The organism is Staphylococcus haemolyticus (assembly GCF_006094395.1).
GTDB classification, from domain to species: Bacteria; Bacillota; Bacilli; order Staphylococcales; family Staphylococcaceae; genus Staphylococcus; species Staphylococcus haemolyticus.
In genome coordinates, this window is sequence record NZ_CP035291.1 from 752672 (window position 1) to 767248 (window position 14577).

A 14577-nucleotide genomic window follows, 5' to 3' on the forward strand; every position below is an offset into this window, starting at 1 on the left:
AAACCGTGAAAAAATACTTTCAATTCGACGAGTATGATACTAATTATAAGAAAGAGATAATCGGTGGTATCACAACTTTCTTATCAATGGCATACATTTTAGCTGTAAATCCTCAAGTATTAAGTTTAGCAGGTGTTAAAGGTGTATCAGGTGACATGAAGATGGATCAAGGAGCTATTTTCGTGGCAACTGCTTTAGCAGCGTTTGTTGGTTCTTTATTTATGGGACTTATTGCAAAATATCCAATAGCACTTGCGCCAGGAATGGGACTTAACGCGTTCTTTGCTTTTACAGTAGTTTTAACGATGGGAATTCCTTGGCAAATAGGTTTAACTGGCGTGCTTTGCTCAGGTATATTCTTTGCTATACTTACAGCAACCGGTCTTCGAGAGATAATAATCAATGCTATTCCATATCAAATGAAAATGGCTGTATCTGCTGGTATAGGATTATTTATTACCTTTGTTGGTTTACAAAGTGCTGGCATCATTGTGAAAAATGACTCAACATTAGTTACATTAGGTCATTTAACAAAAGGTCCAGTTTTATTAGCAATCTTTGGTATTGCGATTACAATTATTTTATATGCTAGAAAAGTACCAGGTTCAATTTTTATAGGTATGATTATAACTGCTATAGTTGGAATGATAACTGGATTAATACATACACCTTCTGGCGTAGTTGGTAAAATCCCTAGTATAACACCAACATTCGGTGCAGCATTTGAAGCCTTTAAGGATCCAAGTCAATTATTTACGATTCAATTTTTAATTGTAATTTTAACTTTCTTCTTTATAGATTTCTTTGATACTGCTGGAACATTAGTGGCGGTAGCTACTCAAGCAGGTATTATGAAAGATAATAAGCTTCCTAGAGCAGGTAGAGCTTTATTTGCTGACTCTTTAGCTACTATTGTTGGTGCCATTTTTGGTACAACAACAACTACATCTTATATTGAATCTACTTCTGGTGTAGCTGTGGGTGCGAGAACAGGTTTTGCTAGTATCGTGACAGGAATTTGTTTCCTATTAGCATTATTCTTTAGTCCGTTAATTGAAATTGTTACAAGTGCAGTAACTACACCTGCATTAGTAGTAGTTGGGATTTTAATGGCAGCTAACTTTGCAGAAATAAATTGGAAGAAATTTGAAGTTGCAGTTCCAGCATTTATAACAATTATTATGATGCCACTATCATATTCAATTGCGACTGGTATCGCTTGCGGATTTATATTTTATCCAATAACTATGCTTATCACAAAAAAACACAAAGAAGTACATCCAATTATGTATTTCTTAATGGTACTATTTATTTTATATTTCGTATTTGTACACGGTTAATAAGGAAAAGAGTCCGGGACATAAAGTTCTTGGATAAGTGAAAAAAAGACAATTTCTATTGAAATAATATAGAAATTGTCTTTTTTATAAATTTTTTGATTATTTTCAGCTCGTTGAGCTACTACTTTTCTTATATTAAGTGCCATTAATACAAAACCAAGTTCTCTTTTGACTTTATTGAGTCCTCGGACAGACATCCGAGTGAAACCCAAAATAGCCTTCATAAATCCAAAAACAGGTTCCACATCAATTTTTCTTTGACTGTAGATATTTTTTGTTTCTGGTTCTGAAAGCTTTTTGTTAATTTGGGATTTAAAATATTCCCAGTTATAATTCTTCATTATTTTTTTGTTTGTTTTTGAATTGAAGTTCATACATTGATTTTTCAGAGGACATTCTGAACAATCATCACATTCATATAATTTGAAGTCTCGCTTATAACCATACTTATCATGACGATAGGCATATCTTTTAAAACCTAGCCGTTTATTATTCGGACAAATGAATTCGTCATTAATTTCGTCATAGTTCCAATTTTGAGTATTAAAGATGTCACTTTTATATTTTTTAGTTTTATCTTTTATAAACATTCCATATGTTATGAGTGGCGTTCGATTAAAGTCATCTATAATTGCCTTATAATTTGATTCACTACCATAACCTGCATCAGCTACAATATATTCAGGTAAATGACCGTAGGTCTCTTGAATTGAATTTAAAAATGGAATCATCGTTCTAGTATCCGTTGGATTTTGATACACATTATAAGATAAAACAAATTGGGAATTTGTCGCTATTTGTAAATTATACCCTGGCTTAAGTTGTCCATTTTTCATGTGATCTTCTTTCATTCTCATAAATGTCGCATCATGATCTGTCTTAGAATAACTATTTCTATCCTTTAAAATAGATTTTTGAAATTCGTATCGATACTTTCGCTCAAAATAATCATTGATTTGCTTTTTGTATTTTTTGATTTTAGTTCTTTTGAGACGTATTTGTTTTCTTGTTTTAGTACATTTTTCATTGTTGATATGTTGGTTTAAATCTTCGATTTCTTTATCTAAGTGACTACCAATCAAATCTATTTCTTCTTTTGTTAATTCATTATCATGATCTTCTTTAATTTCCGGTATGATTTTATTGGTTACCAATTCATGGTAGAGGGCTTTAGAATCCTCATTCATCTTTGATTCATGGTTTTGAATACTCTTTTTCCATACAAATGTATATCGATTGGCATTTGCTTCAATTTTTGTACCATCAATAAAAATAGCTTTATCATCTATAAGATTTTGTTTTACACACTGACTGTAAAATTGAATAAATAAAGATTCTAATAAAGCATCTACTTTTGGATTTACTCTAAATCGATTAATTGTTTTATAAGAAGGTTTTTGATTTTGTGATAGCCACATCATTCGGATGCTATCATTAAGCATTTTTTCTATTTTACGACCTGAGAATACAGATTGTGTGTAGGCATATAGAATCACTTTTAACATCATTTTAGGATGGTACGAAGTTGCACCACGGTGATGTCTGAATTCGTCGAATTCATTGTCAGGAATTGTTTCAACAATATCATTTACATGTCGTGAAATATCATTTGTGGGGATAAGAACTGAAGTTTCCATTGGTAGAGTAAGTTGAGTCATGTTATAATTTTTATACATAAGGCACCTCGTTAATTTAGTTTAGTGATGTTTATTAAATTATACGAAAGTGCTTTATTTTTTTAAAGTATTACAATGTAAAATTACATATAAATACAAAGTATTTTGGCGAGACTCTTGAGGGAACAGGACAAGCTGAAGACTACAGGCTGAAGCTGTCCCCTAAGAAAGCGAGCCAACAATACGGAGTATTGTAAATAAAGAAGCCAGTAAATGAATTTGTTAAAACTCATTTACTGGCTATTTCTCTAGGGTTTATGTCCCAGACTCTTTTTTTACCATTTATTTGAATGATCATCTTTGTACTGAGTATAAATGACTTTTGCATCTTTATTACGAATATAGGTAGGTGCGCTCAATACTATAAAAATAAAGAAGACCAGTAAGAAAAATAACACCCAATGAACAAACATTCCTACAATTGGAATAAATGCAATGAAAGATCCCACAAAACCAATTACTGGAATAATTGACATAGGCTTTATTGCATTTTGATTATCAACTAAAAGAATAATTGCTAGTATGAGATATAAAAAAGCATTAATTAACAATGGTTGCCAACCAAAACCTAATATAAAGCTTCCGCCTAGAAAAGGAATGCCATAGAAAAATTCACATATTAATAAGAAGAAACTTATTAGGGCAAGAGCTACTTTAGTATTTCTTTTCAATATAACTACGCCTCCAACTATTTATTAAAAACAAATTTTAAATTCCTACTATTATAATAGTAGGAGCTTAATTTAAGACTTAACTTATATACATTATAAAGTAAAAATAAAAAAAGGGAAAAAATTTACTTAAAATGGTTGATGTACAAAACTATTTAAAGTACAATACTTAGGTATGTGTTAGACAAAGTACAAAAAGTTACAGAAAAACCTTGATTTATCACCGTTTTTCCTGTAACATATCTAATGTTGGACTTGATGAAAGCGATGAAGCGAAAGGTTACTGACACACCCGGCCGCTTTGCCATGGCGTTGTGTGAGATAGTTTTCGTGGAGAAGTCTATCACTTTTAAAGTAGACGAATAAGGAGGGAAAATTATGGCAAAACAAAAAATCAGAATCAGATTAAAAGCTTACGATCACCGTGTGATTGATCAATCAGCAGAGAAAATTGTTGAAACTGCAAAACGTTCTGGTGCAGAAGTTTCTGGACCAATTCCGTTACCAACTGAAAAATCAGTTTATACAATTATCCGTGCGGTGCATAAGTACAAAGATTCACGTGAACAATTCGAACAACGTACTCATAAACGTTTAATCGATATTGTTAACCCAACACCAAAAACAGTTGATGCCCTAATGGGATTAAACTTACCATCTGGTGTAGACATCGAAATTAAATTATAATAGAAAATTTTAGGAGGTGGACTTTCGATGACCAAAGGAATCTTAGGAAGAAAAATTGGGATGACTCAAGTATTCGGAGAAAACGGTGAATTAATCCCAGTTACAGTAGTAGAAGCAAGTCAAAACGTAGTATTACAAAAGAAAACTGAAGAAGTAGATGGTTATAACGCTATCCAAGTAGGTTTTGAAGACAAAAAAGCATACAAAAAAGATGCCAAATCTAATAAATATGCTAATAAACCAGCTGAAGGTCACGCTAAGAAAGCGGGCGCAGCACCTAAGCGCTTCATTCGTGAATTCAGAAACGTTAATGTTGATGAATACGAAGTAGGTCAAGAAGTCACAGTTGATACTTTTGAAGCTGGAGACATTATTGATGTAACAGGAACTTCAAAAGGTAAAGGTTTCCAAGGTGCTATTAAACGTCATGGCCAAGCTCGTGGACCAATGGCTCACGGCTCTCATTTCCATAGAGCGCCAGGTTCAGTAGGTATGGCTTCAGATGCTTCAAGAGTATTCAAAGGCCAAAAAATGCCTGGACGTATGGGTGGAAATACAGTTACTGTTCAAAACTTAGAAGTAGTTCAAGTTGATACAGAAAACAATGTAATTTTAGTAAAAGGTAACGTACCTGGACCTAAAAAAGGTTTCGTAGAAATCCAAACTTCAATTAAAAAAGGTAATAAATAATAAGTAGCGAAAGGAGGAAAAGCATAATGGCAAATTATGATGTATTAAAAGTAGACGGATCTAAATCAGGTTCTGTTGAATTAAGCGATTCAGTATTCGCTATTGAACCAAACAACAGTGTTCTTTTCGAAGCAATTAACTTACAACGTGCTTCATTACGTCAAGGAACTCACGCAGTTAAAAATCGTTCAGCTGTACGTGGTGGCGGACGTAAACCATGGAGACAAAAAGGTACAGGACGTGCGCGTCAAGGTACAATTCGTGCTCCACAATGGCGTGGTGGTGGTATCGTATTCGGACCAACACCAAGAAGCTATGCATACAAAATGCCTAAGAAAATGCGTCGTTTAGCATTACGTTCTGCATTATCTTTCAAAGTTAAAGAAAACAACTTCACTATCGTTGATAATTTTGGTTTTGAAGCTCCAAAAACAAAAGAATTCAAAAATGTATTAACTACACTCGAACAACCTAAAAAAGTGTTAGTAGTTACTGATAGCGAAGACGTAAACGTTGAATTATCTGCACGTAACATTCCTGGCGTACAAGTTAGTACAGCTCAAGGATTAAACGTTTTAGATATTACTAGCGCTGACAGTGTTATTATTACTGAATCAGCTGCGAAAAAAGTTGAGGAGGTGCTCGGATAATGGAAGCAAGAGATGTTCTTAAGCGCCCCGTAATCACTGAAAAATCTTCTGAAGCAATGGCTGAAGATAAATATACTTTTGACGTAGATACTCGTGCTAATAAAACACAAGTTAAAATTGCAGTTGAAGAAATTTTCGACGTTAAAGTTGCAAATGTAAACATCATCAACTACAAACCTAAGAAAAAACGTATGGGCCGTTACCAAGGCTATACAAACAAAAGAAGAAAAGCAATTGTTACTTTAAAAGAAGGTTCAATTGACTTATTCAACTAAACAATAAAATAAAAGTTACCATTAAGGAGGTAAGCGACAATGGCTCTTAAAAAATATAAGCCAATAACAAATGGTCGTCGTAATATGACTAGTTTAGATTTCGCAGAAATCACGAAATCTACTCCTGAAAAGTCATTATTACAACCGCTACCGAAAAAAGCGGGTCGTAACAACCAAGGTAAATTGACAGTTCGTCATCATGGTGGAGGACATAAACGTCAATACCGCGTTATCGATTTCAAACGTAATAAAGATGGAATCACTGCAAAAGTTGATTCAATCCAATATGATCCAAACCGTTCAGCTAACATTGCTTTATTAGTATATGCTGATGGTGAAAAACGATATATTATTGCTCCAAAAGGATTACAAGTAGGCCAAGTAGTTGAGAGTGGTGCAGATGCTGACATTAAAGTTGGTAACGCATTACCATTACAAAACATTCCAGTTGGTACTGTAATTCATAATATCGAATTAAAACCTGGTAAAGGTGGACAATTAGCTCGTTCAGCGGGTGCAAGTTCACAAGTACTTGGTAAAGAAGGTAAATACGTACTAATCAGATTACGTTCTGGTGAAGTTCGTATGATCTTATCAACTTGCCGTGCTACAATTGGTCAAGTTGGTAACTTACAACATGAATTAGTTAATGTTGGTAAAGCAGGACGTTCTAGATGGAAAGGCATCCGTCCTACAGTTCGTGGTTCAGTAATGAACCCTAACGATCACCCACACGGTGGTGGTGAAGGTCGTGCACCTATCGGTAGACCATCTCCAATGTCACCATGGGGTAAACCAACGCTTGGTAAGAAAACTCGTCGTGGTAAAAAATCATCAGACAAACTTATCGTTCGTGGACGTAAGAAAAAATAATAACAACTTATTTGGGTGTGCGGCTTAATTGCTGCACGCACACAATAAGAAGGGAGGCGCCCAAATGGCTCGTAGTATTAAAAAAGGACCTTTCGTCGATGATCATTTAATGAAAAAAGTAGAAGCTCAAGACGGAAGTGAAAAGAAACAAGTAATCAAAACATGGTCTCGTCGTTCTACAATTTTCCCAAATTTCATCGGTCATACTTTTGCAGTATACGATGGTCGTAAACATGTACCTGTTTATGTAACTGAAGATATGGTAGGTCACAAATTAGGTGAATTTGCTCCAACTCGTACATTTAAAGGACATGCTGCAGACGATAAAAAAACTAGAAGATAATAAATAGAAGTAGAGGAGGAAATCCTAATGGAAGCAAAAGCGGTTGCTAGAACAATCAGAATCGCACCTCGTAAAGTAAGATTAGTTCTTGACTTAATTAGAGGTAAAAATGCTGGAGAAGCTATTGCTATTTTAAAATTAACTAACAAAGCTTCATCACCAGTAATTGAAAAAGTATTAATGTCCGCTTTAGCAAATGCTGAACATAACTATGACATGAACACTGATGAATTAGTTGTTAAAGAAGCATATGCAAATGAAGGACCAACTTTAAAACGTTTCCGTCCACGTGCACAAGGTCGTGCAAGTGCTATCAATAAACGTACAAGCCACATTACAATCGTCGTAAGTGACGGTAAAGAAGAAGCTAAAGAAGCTTAATAACTATTTAAGGAGGGAACACTGTGGGTCAAAAAATTAATCCTATCGGACTTCGTGTCGGAATCATCCGTGACTGGGAAGCTAAATGGTATGCTGAAAAAGATTTCGCTTCACTTTTACACGAAGATTTAAGAATCCGTAAATTCATTGATAACGAATTAAAAGAAGCATCAGTTTCTCACGTTGAAATCGAACGTGCTGCTAACCGTATTAACATTGCTATTCACACTGGTAAACCAGGTATGGTAATTGGTAAAGGCGGATCAGAAATTGAAAAACTTCGTAATAAATTAAACAACTTAACTGATAAAAAAGTACACATCAACGTTATCGAAATCAAAAAAATTGATATCGATGCTCGTTTAGTTGCTGAGAATATTGCACGTCAATTAGAAAACCGTGCTTCATTCCGTCGTGTACAAAAACAAGCTATTTCAAGAGCTATGAAACTTGGTGCTAAAGGTATCAAAACTCAAGTATCAGGTCGTTTAGGCGGAGCTGACATTGCTCGTGCTGAACAATATTCAGAAGGAACTGTTCCACTTCATACTTTACGTGCTGACATCGATTATGCACATGCTGAAGCAGACACTACTTACGGTAAATTAGGTGTTAAAGTATGGATTTATCGTGGTGAAGTTCTTCCTACTAAGAATACTAGTGAAGGAGGAAAATAATAATGTTACTACCAAAACGTGTTAAATATCGTCGTCAACATCGTCCTAAAACAACTGGTCGTTCAAAAGGCGGTAATTATGTAACATTTGGTGAGTATGGATTACAAGCTACTACAACATCTTGGATCACATCTCGTCAAATCGAATCTGCTCGTATTGCTATGACACGTTACATGAAACGTGGCGGGAAAGTTTGGATTAAAATCTTCCCTCATACACCATATACTAAAAAACCTTTAGAAGTACGTATGGGTGCTGGTAAAGGTGCCGTTGAAGGCTGGATCGCTGTTGTAAAACCAGGTAGAATTTTATTCGAGGTTGCAGGCGTATCAGAAGAAGTTGCTCGTGAAGCATTACGTTTAGCAAGTCACAAACTTCCAGTGAAAACTAAGTTTGTAAAACGTGAAGAATTGGGTGGTGAAACAAATGAAAGCTAAGGAAATTAGAGACTTAACCACTTCAGAAATCGAAGAACAAATCAAATCTTCAAAAGAAGAGCTTTTTAACCTACGCTTTCAGTTAGCTACAGGTCAATTAGAGGAAACTGCACGTATTCGTACAGTTAGAAAAACAATTGCACGTCTAAAAACTGTTGCTCGTGAAAGAGAAATCGAAGAAAGCAAAGCTAATCAATAATATATTCGAAAGAGGAGGTTACAAAAGTGAGTGAAAGAAACGATCGTAAAGTTTATGTAGGTAAAGTTGTTTCAGACAAAATGGACAAAACTATCACTGTATTAGTTGAAACTTACAAAACACACAAATTATACGGTAAACGTGTAAAATACTCTAAAAAATACAAAACTCATGATGAAAACAATTCAGCTAAATTAGGAGACATTGTTAAAATTCAAGAAACTCGTCCTTTATCAGCATCAAAACGTTTTCGTTTAGTAGAAATTGTTGAAGAGTCAGTAATTATTTAATACAAGATTAGAGATAAGGGAGGTTTAACTAATGATCCAACAAGAAACTCGTTTAAAAGTAGCAGACAACTCTGGTGCTCGTGAAGTTCTTACAATTAAAGTATTAGGTGGATCTGGTCGCAAAACAGCGAACATCGGCGATGTTATCGTATGTACTGTTAAAAATGCAACACCAGGTGGCGTTGTTAAAAAAGGTGACGTAGTCAAAGCTGTTGTCGTTAGAACTAAATCAGGCGTTCGTCGTAATGATGGTTCTTATATCAAGTTTGATGAAAATGCATGTGTCATTATTCGTGATGACAAAGGCCCACGTGGTACTCGTATCTTTGGTCCTGTTGCTCGTGAATTACGTGAAGGTAACTTCATGAAAATCGTTTCATTAGCACCAGAAGTACTTTAATTTATAAAAACCAAATCATTTAAGGAGGTGCCCACATGCATATCAAAAAAGGTGACAACGTAAAAGTTATCGCAGGTAAAGACAAAGGTAAAGAAGGTAAAGTAATCGCTACTGAACCTAAAAAAGACCGTGTCGTTGTGGAAAGTGTTAATGTTATTAAAAAACACCAAAAACCAACTCAATTAAATCCTGAAGGTGGAATCTTAGAAACAGAGGCAGCAATCCATGTTTCTAACGTACAATTATTAGATCCTAAAACAAACGAACCTACTCGTGTTGGTTACAAATTTGTTGATGGTAAAAAAGTTCGTATCGCTAAAAAATCTGGCGAAGAAATCAAAACTAATAATTAATAACTAGTTGAAAGGAGGATCCACTTTGAACCGTTTAAAAGAAAGATACAATACTGAAGTTACTGAAAACTTAGTAAAAAAATTCAACTATAGTTCTGTAATGGAAGTACCAAAAATCGAAAAGATCGTTGTAAATATGGGTGTAGGTGATGCAGTTCAAAACTCTAAAGTGTTAGATAACGCTGTAGAAGAATTAGAATTAATCACTGGTCAAAAACCATTAGTAACAAAAGCAAAAAAATCAGTTGCAACATTCCGTTTACGTGAAGGTATGCCAATCGGTGCGAAAGTTACACTTCGCGGAGAAAGAATGTATGAATTCTTAGATAAATTAATCGCAGTTTCATTACCTCGTGTACGTGACTTCCAAGGTGTTTCTAAAACAGCATTCGATGGTCGTGGTAACTACACTTTAGGAATTAAAGAACAATTAATTTTCCCAGAAATCGACTATGATAAAGTAAGTAAAGTAAGAGGAATGGATATTGTTATCGTAACAACTGCTAACACTGACGAGGAAGCTCGTGAATTGTTAACAAACTTCGGTATGCCATTTCGTAAATAATCTCTAAAAGGAGGCTAATTAAGTGGCTAAAACTTCTATGGTTGCTAAGCAACAGAAAAAACAAAAATATGCAGTACGTGAATATACTCGTTGTGAACGTTGTGGTCGTCCACATTCTGTATATCGTAAATTTAAATTATGCCGTATTTGTTTCCGTGAATTAGCTTACAAAGGGCAAATCCCTGGCGTACGTAAAGCTAGCTGGTAATATATAAGAGTCTGAAAGGAGGCAACAATCAATGACAATGACAGATCCAATCGCAGATATGCTTACTCGTGTAAGAAACGCAAACATGGTGCGTCACGAGAAATTAGAATTACCTGCGTCTAACATTAAAAAACAAATTGCTGAAATCTTAAAAAGTGAAGGTTTCATTAAAAACGTAGAATACGTTGAAGATGATAAACAAGGTGTTATTCGTTTATTCTTAAAATATGGTCAAAACAATGAACGTGTTATCACAGGATTAAAACGTATCTCTAAACCAGGTTTACGTGTATATGCTAAAGCAAACGAAGTACCTAAAGTATTAAATGGTTTAGGTATTGCATTAGTTTCAACTTCTGAAGGTGTTATCACTGATAAAGAAGCTAGAAAACGTAACGTTGGCGGAGAAATTATCGCATACGTTTGGTAATAATAAATAAGGAGGTGCCATAACATGAGTCGTGTTGGTAAGAAAATTATTGACATCCCTAGCGACGTTACAGTAACTTTTGATGGTCATACTGCTACTGTAAAAGGTCCTAAAGGTGAATTAACTAGAACATTTAACGAAAGAATGACTTTCAAACAAGAAGAAAACACTATCGAAGTTGTAAGACCTACTGAGTCTAAAGAAGATAGAACAGTTCATGGTACAACTCGTGCTTTATTAAATAATATGGTACAAGGTGTTTCTCAAGGTTTCGAAAAAACACTTGAGCTTGTTGGTGTAGGTTACCGTGCTCAAATGCAAGGTAGTGACTTAGTATTAAACGTTGGTTACTCTCACCCTGTTGAAATTAAAGCTGAAGATGGCATTACTTTCGCAGTAGAGAAAAACACAACTGTTAGAGTATCTGGTGTATCTAAAGAACAAGTTGGAGCAATTGCTTCTAACATCCGTTCAGTAAGACCTCCAGAACCTTACAAAGGAAAAGGTATCCGTTACCAAGGTGAATATGTTCGCCGTAAAGAAGGTAAAACAGGTAAATAATAGATAACTCTCTTAAGAAAGGAGTAATACAATGATCAGTAAAATTGATAAAAACAAAGTGCGTTTGAAAAGACATGCTCGTGTGCGTACTAAATTATCAGGTACAGCTGAAAAACCACGTTTAAATGTATATCGTTCAAACAAACACATTTATGCACAAATTATCGATGATGTTAAAGGCGAAACTTTAGTTCAAGCTTCATCAAAAGATAAAGATATCGCAAGTGATTCAACTTCTAAAGTAGATTTAGCTACTAAAGTAGGCGAAGCAATTGCTAAAAAAGCATCAGACAAAGGTATTAAAGAAATCGTATTTGATCGTGGCGGTTACTTATACCATGGTCGTGTAAAAGCTTTAGCAGAAGCTGCTAGAGAAAGCGGATTAGAATTTTAATTTAAAGGAGGGACAAATACATGGCTCGTAGAGAAGAAGAAACGAAAGAATTTGAAGAACGCGTTGTAACAATCAACCGTGTTGCTAAAGTTGTTAAAGGTGGTCGTCGTTTCCGTTTCACTGCATTAGTAGTAGTTGGAGACAAAAATGGTCGTGTAGGTTTCGGTACTGGTAAAGCTCAAGAGGTACCTGAAGCTATCAAAAAAGCTGTTGAAGCAGCTAAAAAAGATTTAGTAGTTGTTCCACGTGTTGAAGGAACTACTCCTCACACTATCACTGGCCGTTATGGTTCAGGCAGCGTATTCATGAAACCAGCTGCACCTGGTACAGGAGTTATCGCTGGTGGTCCAGTTCGTGCCGTATTAGAATTAGCAGGTATCACTGATATCTTAAGTAAATCATTAGGATCTAACACACCAATTAATATGGTTCGTGCTACAATCAATGGTTTACAAAACCTTAAAAATGCTGAAGATGTTGCTAAATTACGCGGCAAATCAGTAGAAGAATTATATAATTAAGGAGGGAAAATAGATAATGGCTAAATTACAAATTACCCTCACTCGTAGTGTTATTGGTCGTCCTGAAACACAACGTAAAACTGTTGAAGCTTTAGGTCTTAAAAAGACTAATAGTTCAGTAGTAGTTGAAGATAACCCTGCTATCCGTGGGCAAATCAACAAAGTTAGACACTTATTGACAGTAGAAGAAAAATAATTAAGGAGGTGCCTATATAATGAAATTACATGAGTTAAAAGCAGCTGAAGGTTCACGTCGTGTACGTAACCGCGTTGGCCGTGGTGCTGGTTCTGGTAACGGTAAAACTAGTGGTCGCGGACAAAAAGGTCAAAAAGCACGTTCAGGTGGTGGCGTAAGACCTGGATTTGAAGGTGGACAATTACCTTTATTCCGTCGTTTACCAAAACGTGGTTTCACTAACATTAATCGTAAAGAATATGCTATTGTTAACTTAGACCAACTTAATAAATTTGAAGATGGTACTGAAGTAACTCCAGCTTTATTAGTTGAAACTGGTGTAGTTAAGAATGAAAAATCTGGTATCAAAGTACTAGGTAATGGCTCACTTGATAAAAAATTGACAGTGAAAGCTCATAAATTCTCAGCTTCAGCAGTAGAAGCAATTGATGCAAAAGGTGGAGCACACGAGGTGATCTAATGTTTCAAACGCTTGTGAGCTTCTTTAAAACTAAAGAAGTTCGAAACAAGATTTTCTTTACCTTAGCAATGTTAGTTATATTCAAAATAGGAACTTACATTCCGGCTCCAGGAGTTAACCCTGAGCCTTTTGAACGACAAGGTTCTGATCAAGGAGTCGCCGCTCTTCTTAATACGTTTGGTGGCGGAGCCTTAAAGAACTTTTCAATATTTGCTATGGGCATCATGCCCTACATCACCGCATCTATCGTAATGCAATTACTACAAATGGATATTGTTCCGAAATTCTCTGAATGGGCGAAACAAGGTGAAGTAGGTAAAAGAAAGCTTAGCAATGTAACACGTTATTTCGCTATCATTTTGGCTTTTATACAGTCAATTGGTATGGCATTCCAATTTAATAACTATTTAGGTGGTAAATTAATTATTCACCAATCTATTATGAGTTATTTATTGATTGCCGTTGTTTTAACAGCAGGAACTGCATTTCTAATTTGGCTTGGTGATCAAATCACTCAATTCGGAGTTGGTAATGGTATTTCTATCATTATCTTTGCAGGTATTTTATCAACTTTGCCTTCATCAATTATTCAATTCGTGCAACAAGCATTCGTTGGTAATGATGATACTACGTTGGCATGGTTAAAAGTTATTGGTTTAATTGTAGGATTAGTTTTACTTACAATTGGTGCTATTTATGTACTAGAAGCGAAACGTAAAATTCCTATCCAATATGCTAAAAAACAGTCTGCACAAAGATTAGGATCACAAGCAACTTATCTACCTTTAAAAGTTAACTCTGCAGGGGTAATTCCAGTAATCTTTGCGATGGCATTTTTCCTATTGCCAAGAACATTAACATTGTTCTTCCCTAAAGCTGATTGGGCGCAAACTATATCTGAATATGCTAACCCTTCAAACACTTACGGCATGATTGTTTATGTAGTATTAATTATTGCATTTACGTATTTCTATGCCTTTGTTCAAGTTAATCCTGAAAAAATGGCTGATAACTTGAAGAAACAAGGTAGTTACGTTCCAGGTATAAGACCTGGTGAACAAACTAAAAAATATATTACTAAAGTACTTTATCGCTTAACTTTTGTCGGCTCTATTTTCTTAGCAGTCATTGCGATATTACCAATATTAGCGACTAAGTTCATGAGTTTACCTCAATCAATACAAATTGGTGGTACAAGTTTATTAATCGTAATTGGTGTTGCAATTGAAACTATGAAATCACTTGAAGCTCAAGTGAGTCAAAAAGAATATAAAGGCTTTGGTGGTAGATAATTTGTAGG

24 protein-coding genes and 1 pseudogene are annotated in these 14577 nt (G+C 35.0%); 23 read left to right on the forward strand and 2 right to left on the reverse strand.

Annotated features, from left to right (window positions below; translation table 11 throughout):
• Positions 1–5: 5 nt before the first annotated feature.
• On the forward strand, positions 6–1340 hold the full coding sequence (locus tag EQ029_RS03450) for an NCS2 family permease (RefSeq protein ID WP_016931146.1): 1335 nt from the start codon (positions 6–8) through the stop codon (positions 1338–1340).
• Here the strand turns inward: EQ029_RS03450 and EQ029_RS03455 are convergent.
• Together EQ029_RS03455 and EQ029_RS03460 are read right to left on the reverse strand one after the other, a co-directional pair.
• Positions 1309–3016 (reverse strand): annotated as a pseudogene (locus EQ029_RS03455) (IS1182 family transposase). The gene EQ029_RS03450 and the pseudogene EQ029_RS03455 overlap by 32 nt on opposite strands.
• A 275-nt stretch (positions 3017–3291) precedes the next feature.
• On the reverse strand, positions 3292–3687 hold the full coding sequence (locus EQ029_RS03460) for a hypothetical protein (protein ID WP_011275123.1): 396 nt from the start codon (positions 3685–3687) through the stop codon (positions 3292–3294).
• A gap of 378 nt (positions 3688–4065) precedes the next feature.
• Between EQ029_RS03460 and rpsJ the strand changes: the two genes are divergently transcribed.
• The 22 genes from rpsJ (at position 4066) to secY (ending at position 14569) form a co-directional block, all read left to right on the forward strand.
• Entirely contained in the window at positions 4066–4374 is a 309-nt protein-coding gene (gene rpsJ / locus EQ029_RS03465; protein WP_015900978.1) for a 30S ribosomal protein S10, read from the forward strand.
• Positions 4375–4401: 27 nt separating this feature from the next.
• Complete coding sequence (gene rplC, locus EQ029_RS03470) at positions 4402–5064, forward strand: 50S ribosomal protein L3 (protein WP_011275125.1); 663 nt, start codon at positions 4402–4404, stop codon at positions 5062–5064.
• 26 nt (positions 5065–5090) lie between these two features.
• Entirely contained in the window at positions 5091–5714 is a 624-nt protein-coding gene (gene rplD / locus EQ029_RS03475) for a 50S ribosomal protein L4 (protein ID WP_011275126.1), read from the forward strand.
• A complete protein-coding gene (rplW, locus tag EQ029_RS03480) occupies positions 5714–5989 on the forward strand; it encodes a 50S ribosomal protein L23 (protein WP_011275127.1) in 276 nt (91 codons plus the stop codon). Before rplD ends, rplW begins: the two co-directional genes overlap by 1 nt.
• Before the next feature lie 39 nt (positions 5990–6028).
• A complete protein-coding gene (rplB, locus tag EQ029_RS03485; RefSeq protein WP_011275128.1) occupies positions 6029–6862 on the forward strand; it encodes a 50S ribosomal protein L2 in 834 nt (277 codons plus the stop codon).
• A 64-nt stretch (positions 6863–6926) separates the two neighbouring features.
• The gene (gene rpsS, locus EQ029_RS03490) at positions 6927–7205 is read left to right on the forward strand and encodes a 30S ribosomal protein S19 (protein ID WP_001829710.1); all 279 of its coding nucleotides are present in this window, start codon (positions 6927–6929) and stop codon (positions 7203–7205) included.
• A 27-nt stretch (positions 7206–7232) separates the two neighbouring features.
• A complete protein-coding gene (rplV, locus tag EQ029_RS03495; RefSeq protein WP_001829734.1) occupies positions 7233–7586 on the forward strand; it encodes a 50S ribosomal protein L22 in 354 nt (117 codons plus the stop codon).
• 23 nt (positions 7587–7609) lie between these two features.
• Positions 7610–8263 carry a 30S ribosomal protein S3 gene (gene rpsC, locus EQ029_RS03500; RefSeq protein ID WP_011275129.1) on the forward strand — a complete coding sequence of 218 codons (654 nt, stop codon included), beginning with the start codon at positions 7610–7612 and terminating at the stop codon, positions 8261–8263.
• Between the two features lie 2 nt (positions 8264–8265).
• Complete coding sequence (gene rplP, locus EQ029_RS03505) at positions 8266–8700, forward strand: 50S ribosomal protein L16 (RefSeq protein ID WP_002432945.1); 435 nt, start codon at positions 8266–8268, stop codon at positions 8698–8700.
• Complete coding sequence (rpmC, locus tag EQ029_RS03510; RefSeq protein ID WP_011275130.1) at positions 8690–8899, forward strand: 50S ribosomal protein L29; 210 nt, start codon at positions 8690–8692, stop codon at positions 8897–8899. The genes rplP and rpmC overlap by 11 nt, the downstream gene beginning before the upstream one ends.
• Before the next feature lie 26 nt (positions 8900–8925).
• Positions 8926–9189 (forward strand): 30S ribosomal protein S17, encoded by a 264-nt coding sequence (rpsQ, locus tag EQ029_RS03515; protein ID WP_011275131.1) that lies wholly within the window; start codon positions 8926–8928, stop codon positions 9187–9189.
• 31 nt (positions 9190–9220) lie between these two features.
• Positions 9221–9589: a 50S ribosomal protein L14 gene (gene rplN / locus EQ029_RS03520; protein WP_002466492.1), complete on the forward strand. Its 369-nt coding sequence runs from the start codon at positions 9221–9223 to the stop codon at positions 9587–9589.
• A gap of 35 nt (positions 9590–9624) precedes the next feature.
• Positions 9625–9942 carry a 50S ribosomal protein L24 gene (gene rplX, locus EQ029_RS03525; RefSeq protein WP_016931144.1) on the forward strand — a complete coding sequence of 106 codons (318 nt, stop codon included), beginning with the start codon at positions 9625–9627 and terminating at the stop codon, positions 9940–9942.
• A 25-nt stretch (positions 9943–9967) separates the two neighbouring features.
• Positions 9968–10507, forward strand: a complete 540-nt coding sequence (gene rplE / locus EQ029_RS03530) for a 50S ribosomal protein L5 (RefSeq protein ID WP_011275133.1) — start codon at positions 9968–9970, stop codon at positions 10505–10507.
• A gap of 22 nt (positions 10508–10529) precedes the next feature.
• Positions 10530–10715: a type Z 30S ribosomal protein S14 gene (locus tag EQ029_RS03535; protein ID WP_001140799.1), complete on the forward strand. Its 186-nt coding sequence runs from the start codon at positions 10530–10532 to the stop codon at positions 10713–10715.
• 31 nt (positions 10716–10746) lie between these two features.
• Positions 10747–11145 carry a 30S ribosomal protein S8 gene (gene rpsH / locus EQ029_RS03540; RefSeq protein ID WP_011275134.1) on the forward strand — a complete coding sequence of 133 codons (399 nt, stop codon included), beginning with the start codon at positions 10747–10749 and terminating at the stop codon, positions 11143–11145.
• 24 nt (positions 11146–11169) lie between these two features.
• Complete coding sequence (gene rplF, locus EQ029_RS03545) at positions 11170–11706, forward strand: 50S ribosomal protein L6 (protein WP_011275135.1); 537 nt, start codon at positions 11170–11172, stop codon at positions 11704–11706.
• 31 nt (positions 11707–11737) lie between these two features.
• Positions 11738–12100: a 50S ribosomal protein L18 gene (gene rplR / locus EQ029_RS03550; RefSeq protein ID WP_016931143.1), complete on the forward strand. Its 363-nt coding sequence runs from the start codon at positions 11738–11740 to the stop codon at positions 12098–12100.
• A gap of 20 nt (positions 12101–12120) precedes the next feature.
• A complete protein-coding gene (gene rpsE, locus EQ029_RS03555; protein ID WP_011275137.1) occupies positions 12121–12621 on the forward strand; it encodes a 30S ribosomal protein S5 in 501 nt (166 codons plus the stop codon).
• A 16-nt stretch (positions 12622–12637) separates the two neighbouring features.
• Positions 12638–12817 carry a 50S ribosomal protein L30 gene (rpmD, locus tag EQ029_RS03560; RefSeq protein ID WP_011275138.1) on the forward strand — a complete coding sequence of 60 codons (180 nt, stop codon included), beginning with the start codon at positions 12638–12640 and terminating at the stop codon, positions 12815–12817.
• Positions 12818–12836: 19 nt separating this feature from the next.
• Positions 12837–13277 (forward strand): 50S ribosomal protein L15, encoded by a 441-nt coding sequence (gene rplO / locus EQ029_RS03565; RefSeq protein ID WP_011275139.1) that lies wholly within the window; start codon positions 12837–12839, stop codon positions 13275–13277.
• Positions 13277–14569, forward strand: a complete 1293-nt coding sequence (gene secY / locus EQ029_RS03570) for a preprotein translocase subunit SecY (RefSeq protein WP_037558583.1) — start codon at positions 13277–13279, stop codon at positions 14567–14569. Before rplO ends, secY begins: the two co-directional genes overlap by 1 nt.
• The last annotated feature ends 8 nt before the right edge of the window (positions 14570–14577 follow it).

Bases quoted from the DNA above. Each gene is read 5' to 3' on its own strand.
- rpmC (WP_011275130.1), top strand. From the start codon at position 8,690: ATGAAAGCTAAGGAAATTAGAGACTTAACCACTTCAGAAATCGAAGAA.
- rpsE (WP_011275137.1), top strand. From the start codon at position 12,121: ATGGCTCGTAGAGAAGAAGAAACGAAAGAATTTGAAGAACGCGTTGTA.
- rplN (WP_002466492.1), top strand. From the start codon at position 9,221: ATGATCCAACAAGAAACTCGTTTAAAAGTAGCAGACAACTCTGGTGCT.
- rpmD (WP_011275138.1), top strand. From the start codon at position 12,638: ATGGCTAAATTACAAATTACCCTCACTCGTAGTGTTATTGGTCGTCCT.
- rplB (WP_011275128.1), top strand. From the start codon at position 6,029: ATGGCTCTTAAAAAATATAAGCCAATAACAAATGGTCGTCGTAATATG.
- rplF (WP_011275135.1), top strand. From the start codon at position 11,170: ATGAGTCGTGTTGGTAAGAAAATTATTGACATCCCTAGCGACGTTACA.
- secY (WP_037558583.1), top strand. From the start codon at position 13,277: ATGTTTCAAACGCTTGTGAGCTTCTTTAAAACTAAAGAAGTTCGAAAC.
- rplX (WP_016931144.1), top strand. From the start codon at position 9,625: ATGCATATCAAAAAAGGTGACAACGTAAAAGTTATCGCAGGTAAAGAC.
- rpsH (WP_011275134.1), top strand. From the start codon at position 10,747: ATGACAATGACAGATCCAATCGCAGATATGCTTACTCGTGTAAGAAAC.
- rplV (WP_001829734.1), top strand. From the start codon at position 7,233: ATGGAAGCAAAAGCGGTTGCTAGAACAATCAGAATCGCACCTCGTAAA.
- rpsS (WP_001829710.1), top strand. From the start codon at position 6,927: ATGGCTCGTAGTATTAAAAAAGGACCTTTCGTCGATGATCATTTAATG.
- rplP (WP_002432945.1), top strand. From the start codon at position 8,266: ATGTTACTACCAAAACGTGTTAAATATCGTCGTCAACATCGTCCTAAA.
- rplD (WP_011275126.1), top strand. From the start codon at position 5,091: ATGGCAAATTATGATGTATTAAAAGTAGACGGATCTAAATCAGGTTCT.
- rplW (WP_011275127.1), top strand. From the start codon at position 5,714: ATGGAAGCAAGAGATGTTCTTAAGCGCCCCGTAATCACTGAAAAATCT.
- rplR (WP_016931143.1), top strand. From the start codon at position 11,738: ATGATCAGTAAAATTGATAAAAACAAAGTGCGTTTGAAAAGACATGCT.
- rplC (WP_011275125.1), top strand. From the start codon at position 4,402: ATGACCAAAGGAATCTTAGGAAGAAAAATTGGGATGACTCAAGTATTC.
- rplO (WP_011275139.1), top strand. From the start codon at position 12,837: ATGAAATTACATGAGTTAAAAGCAGCTGAAGGTTCACGTCGTGTACGT.
- rpsJ (WP_015900978.1), top strand. From the start codon at position 4,066: ATGGCAAAACAAAAAATCAGAATCAGATTAAAAGCTTACGATCACCGT.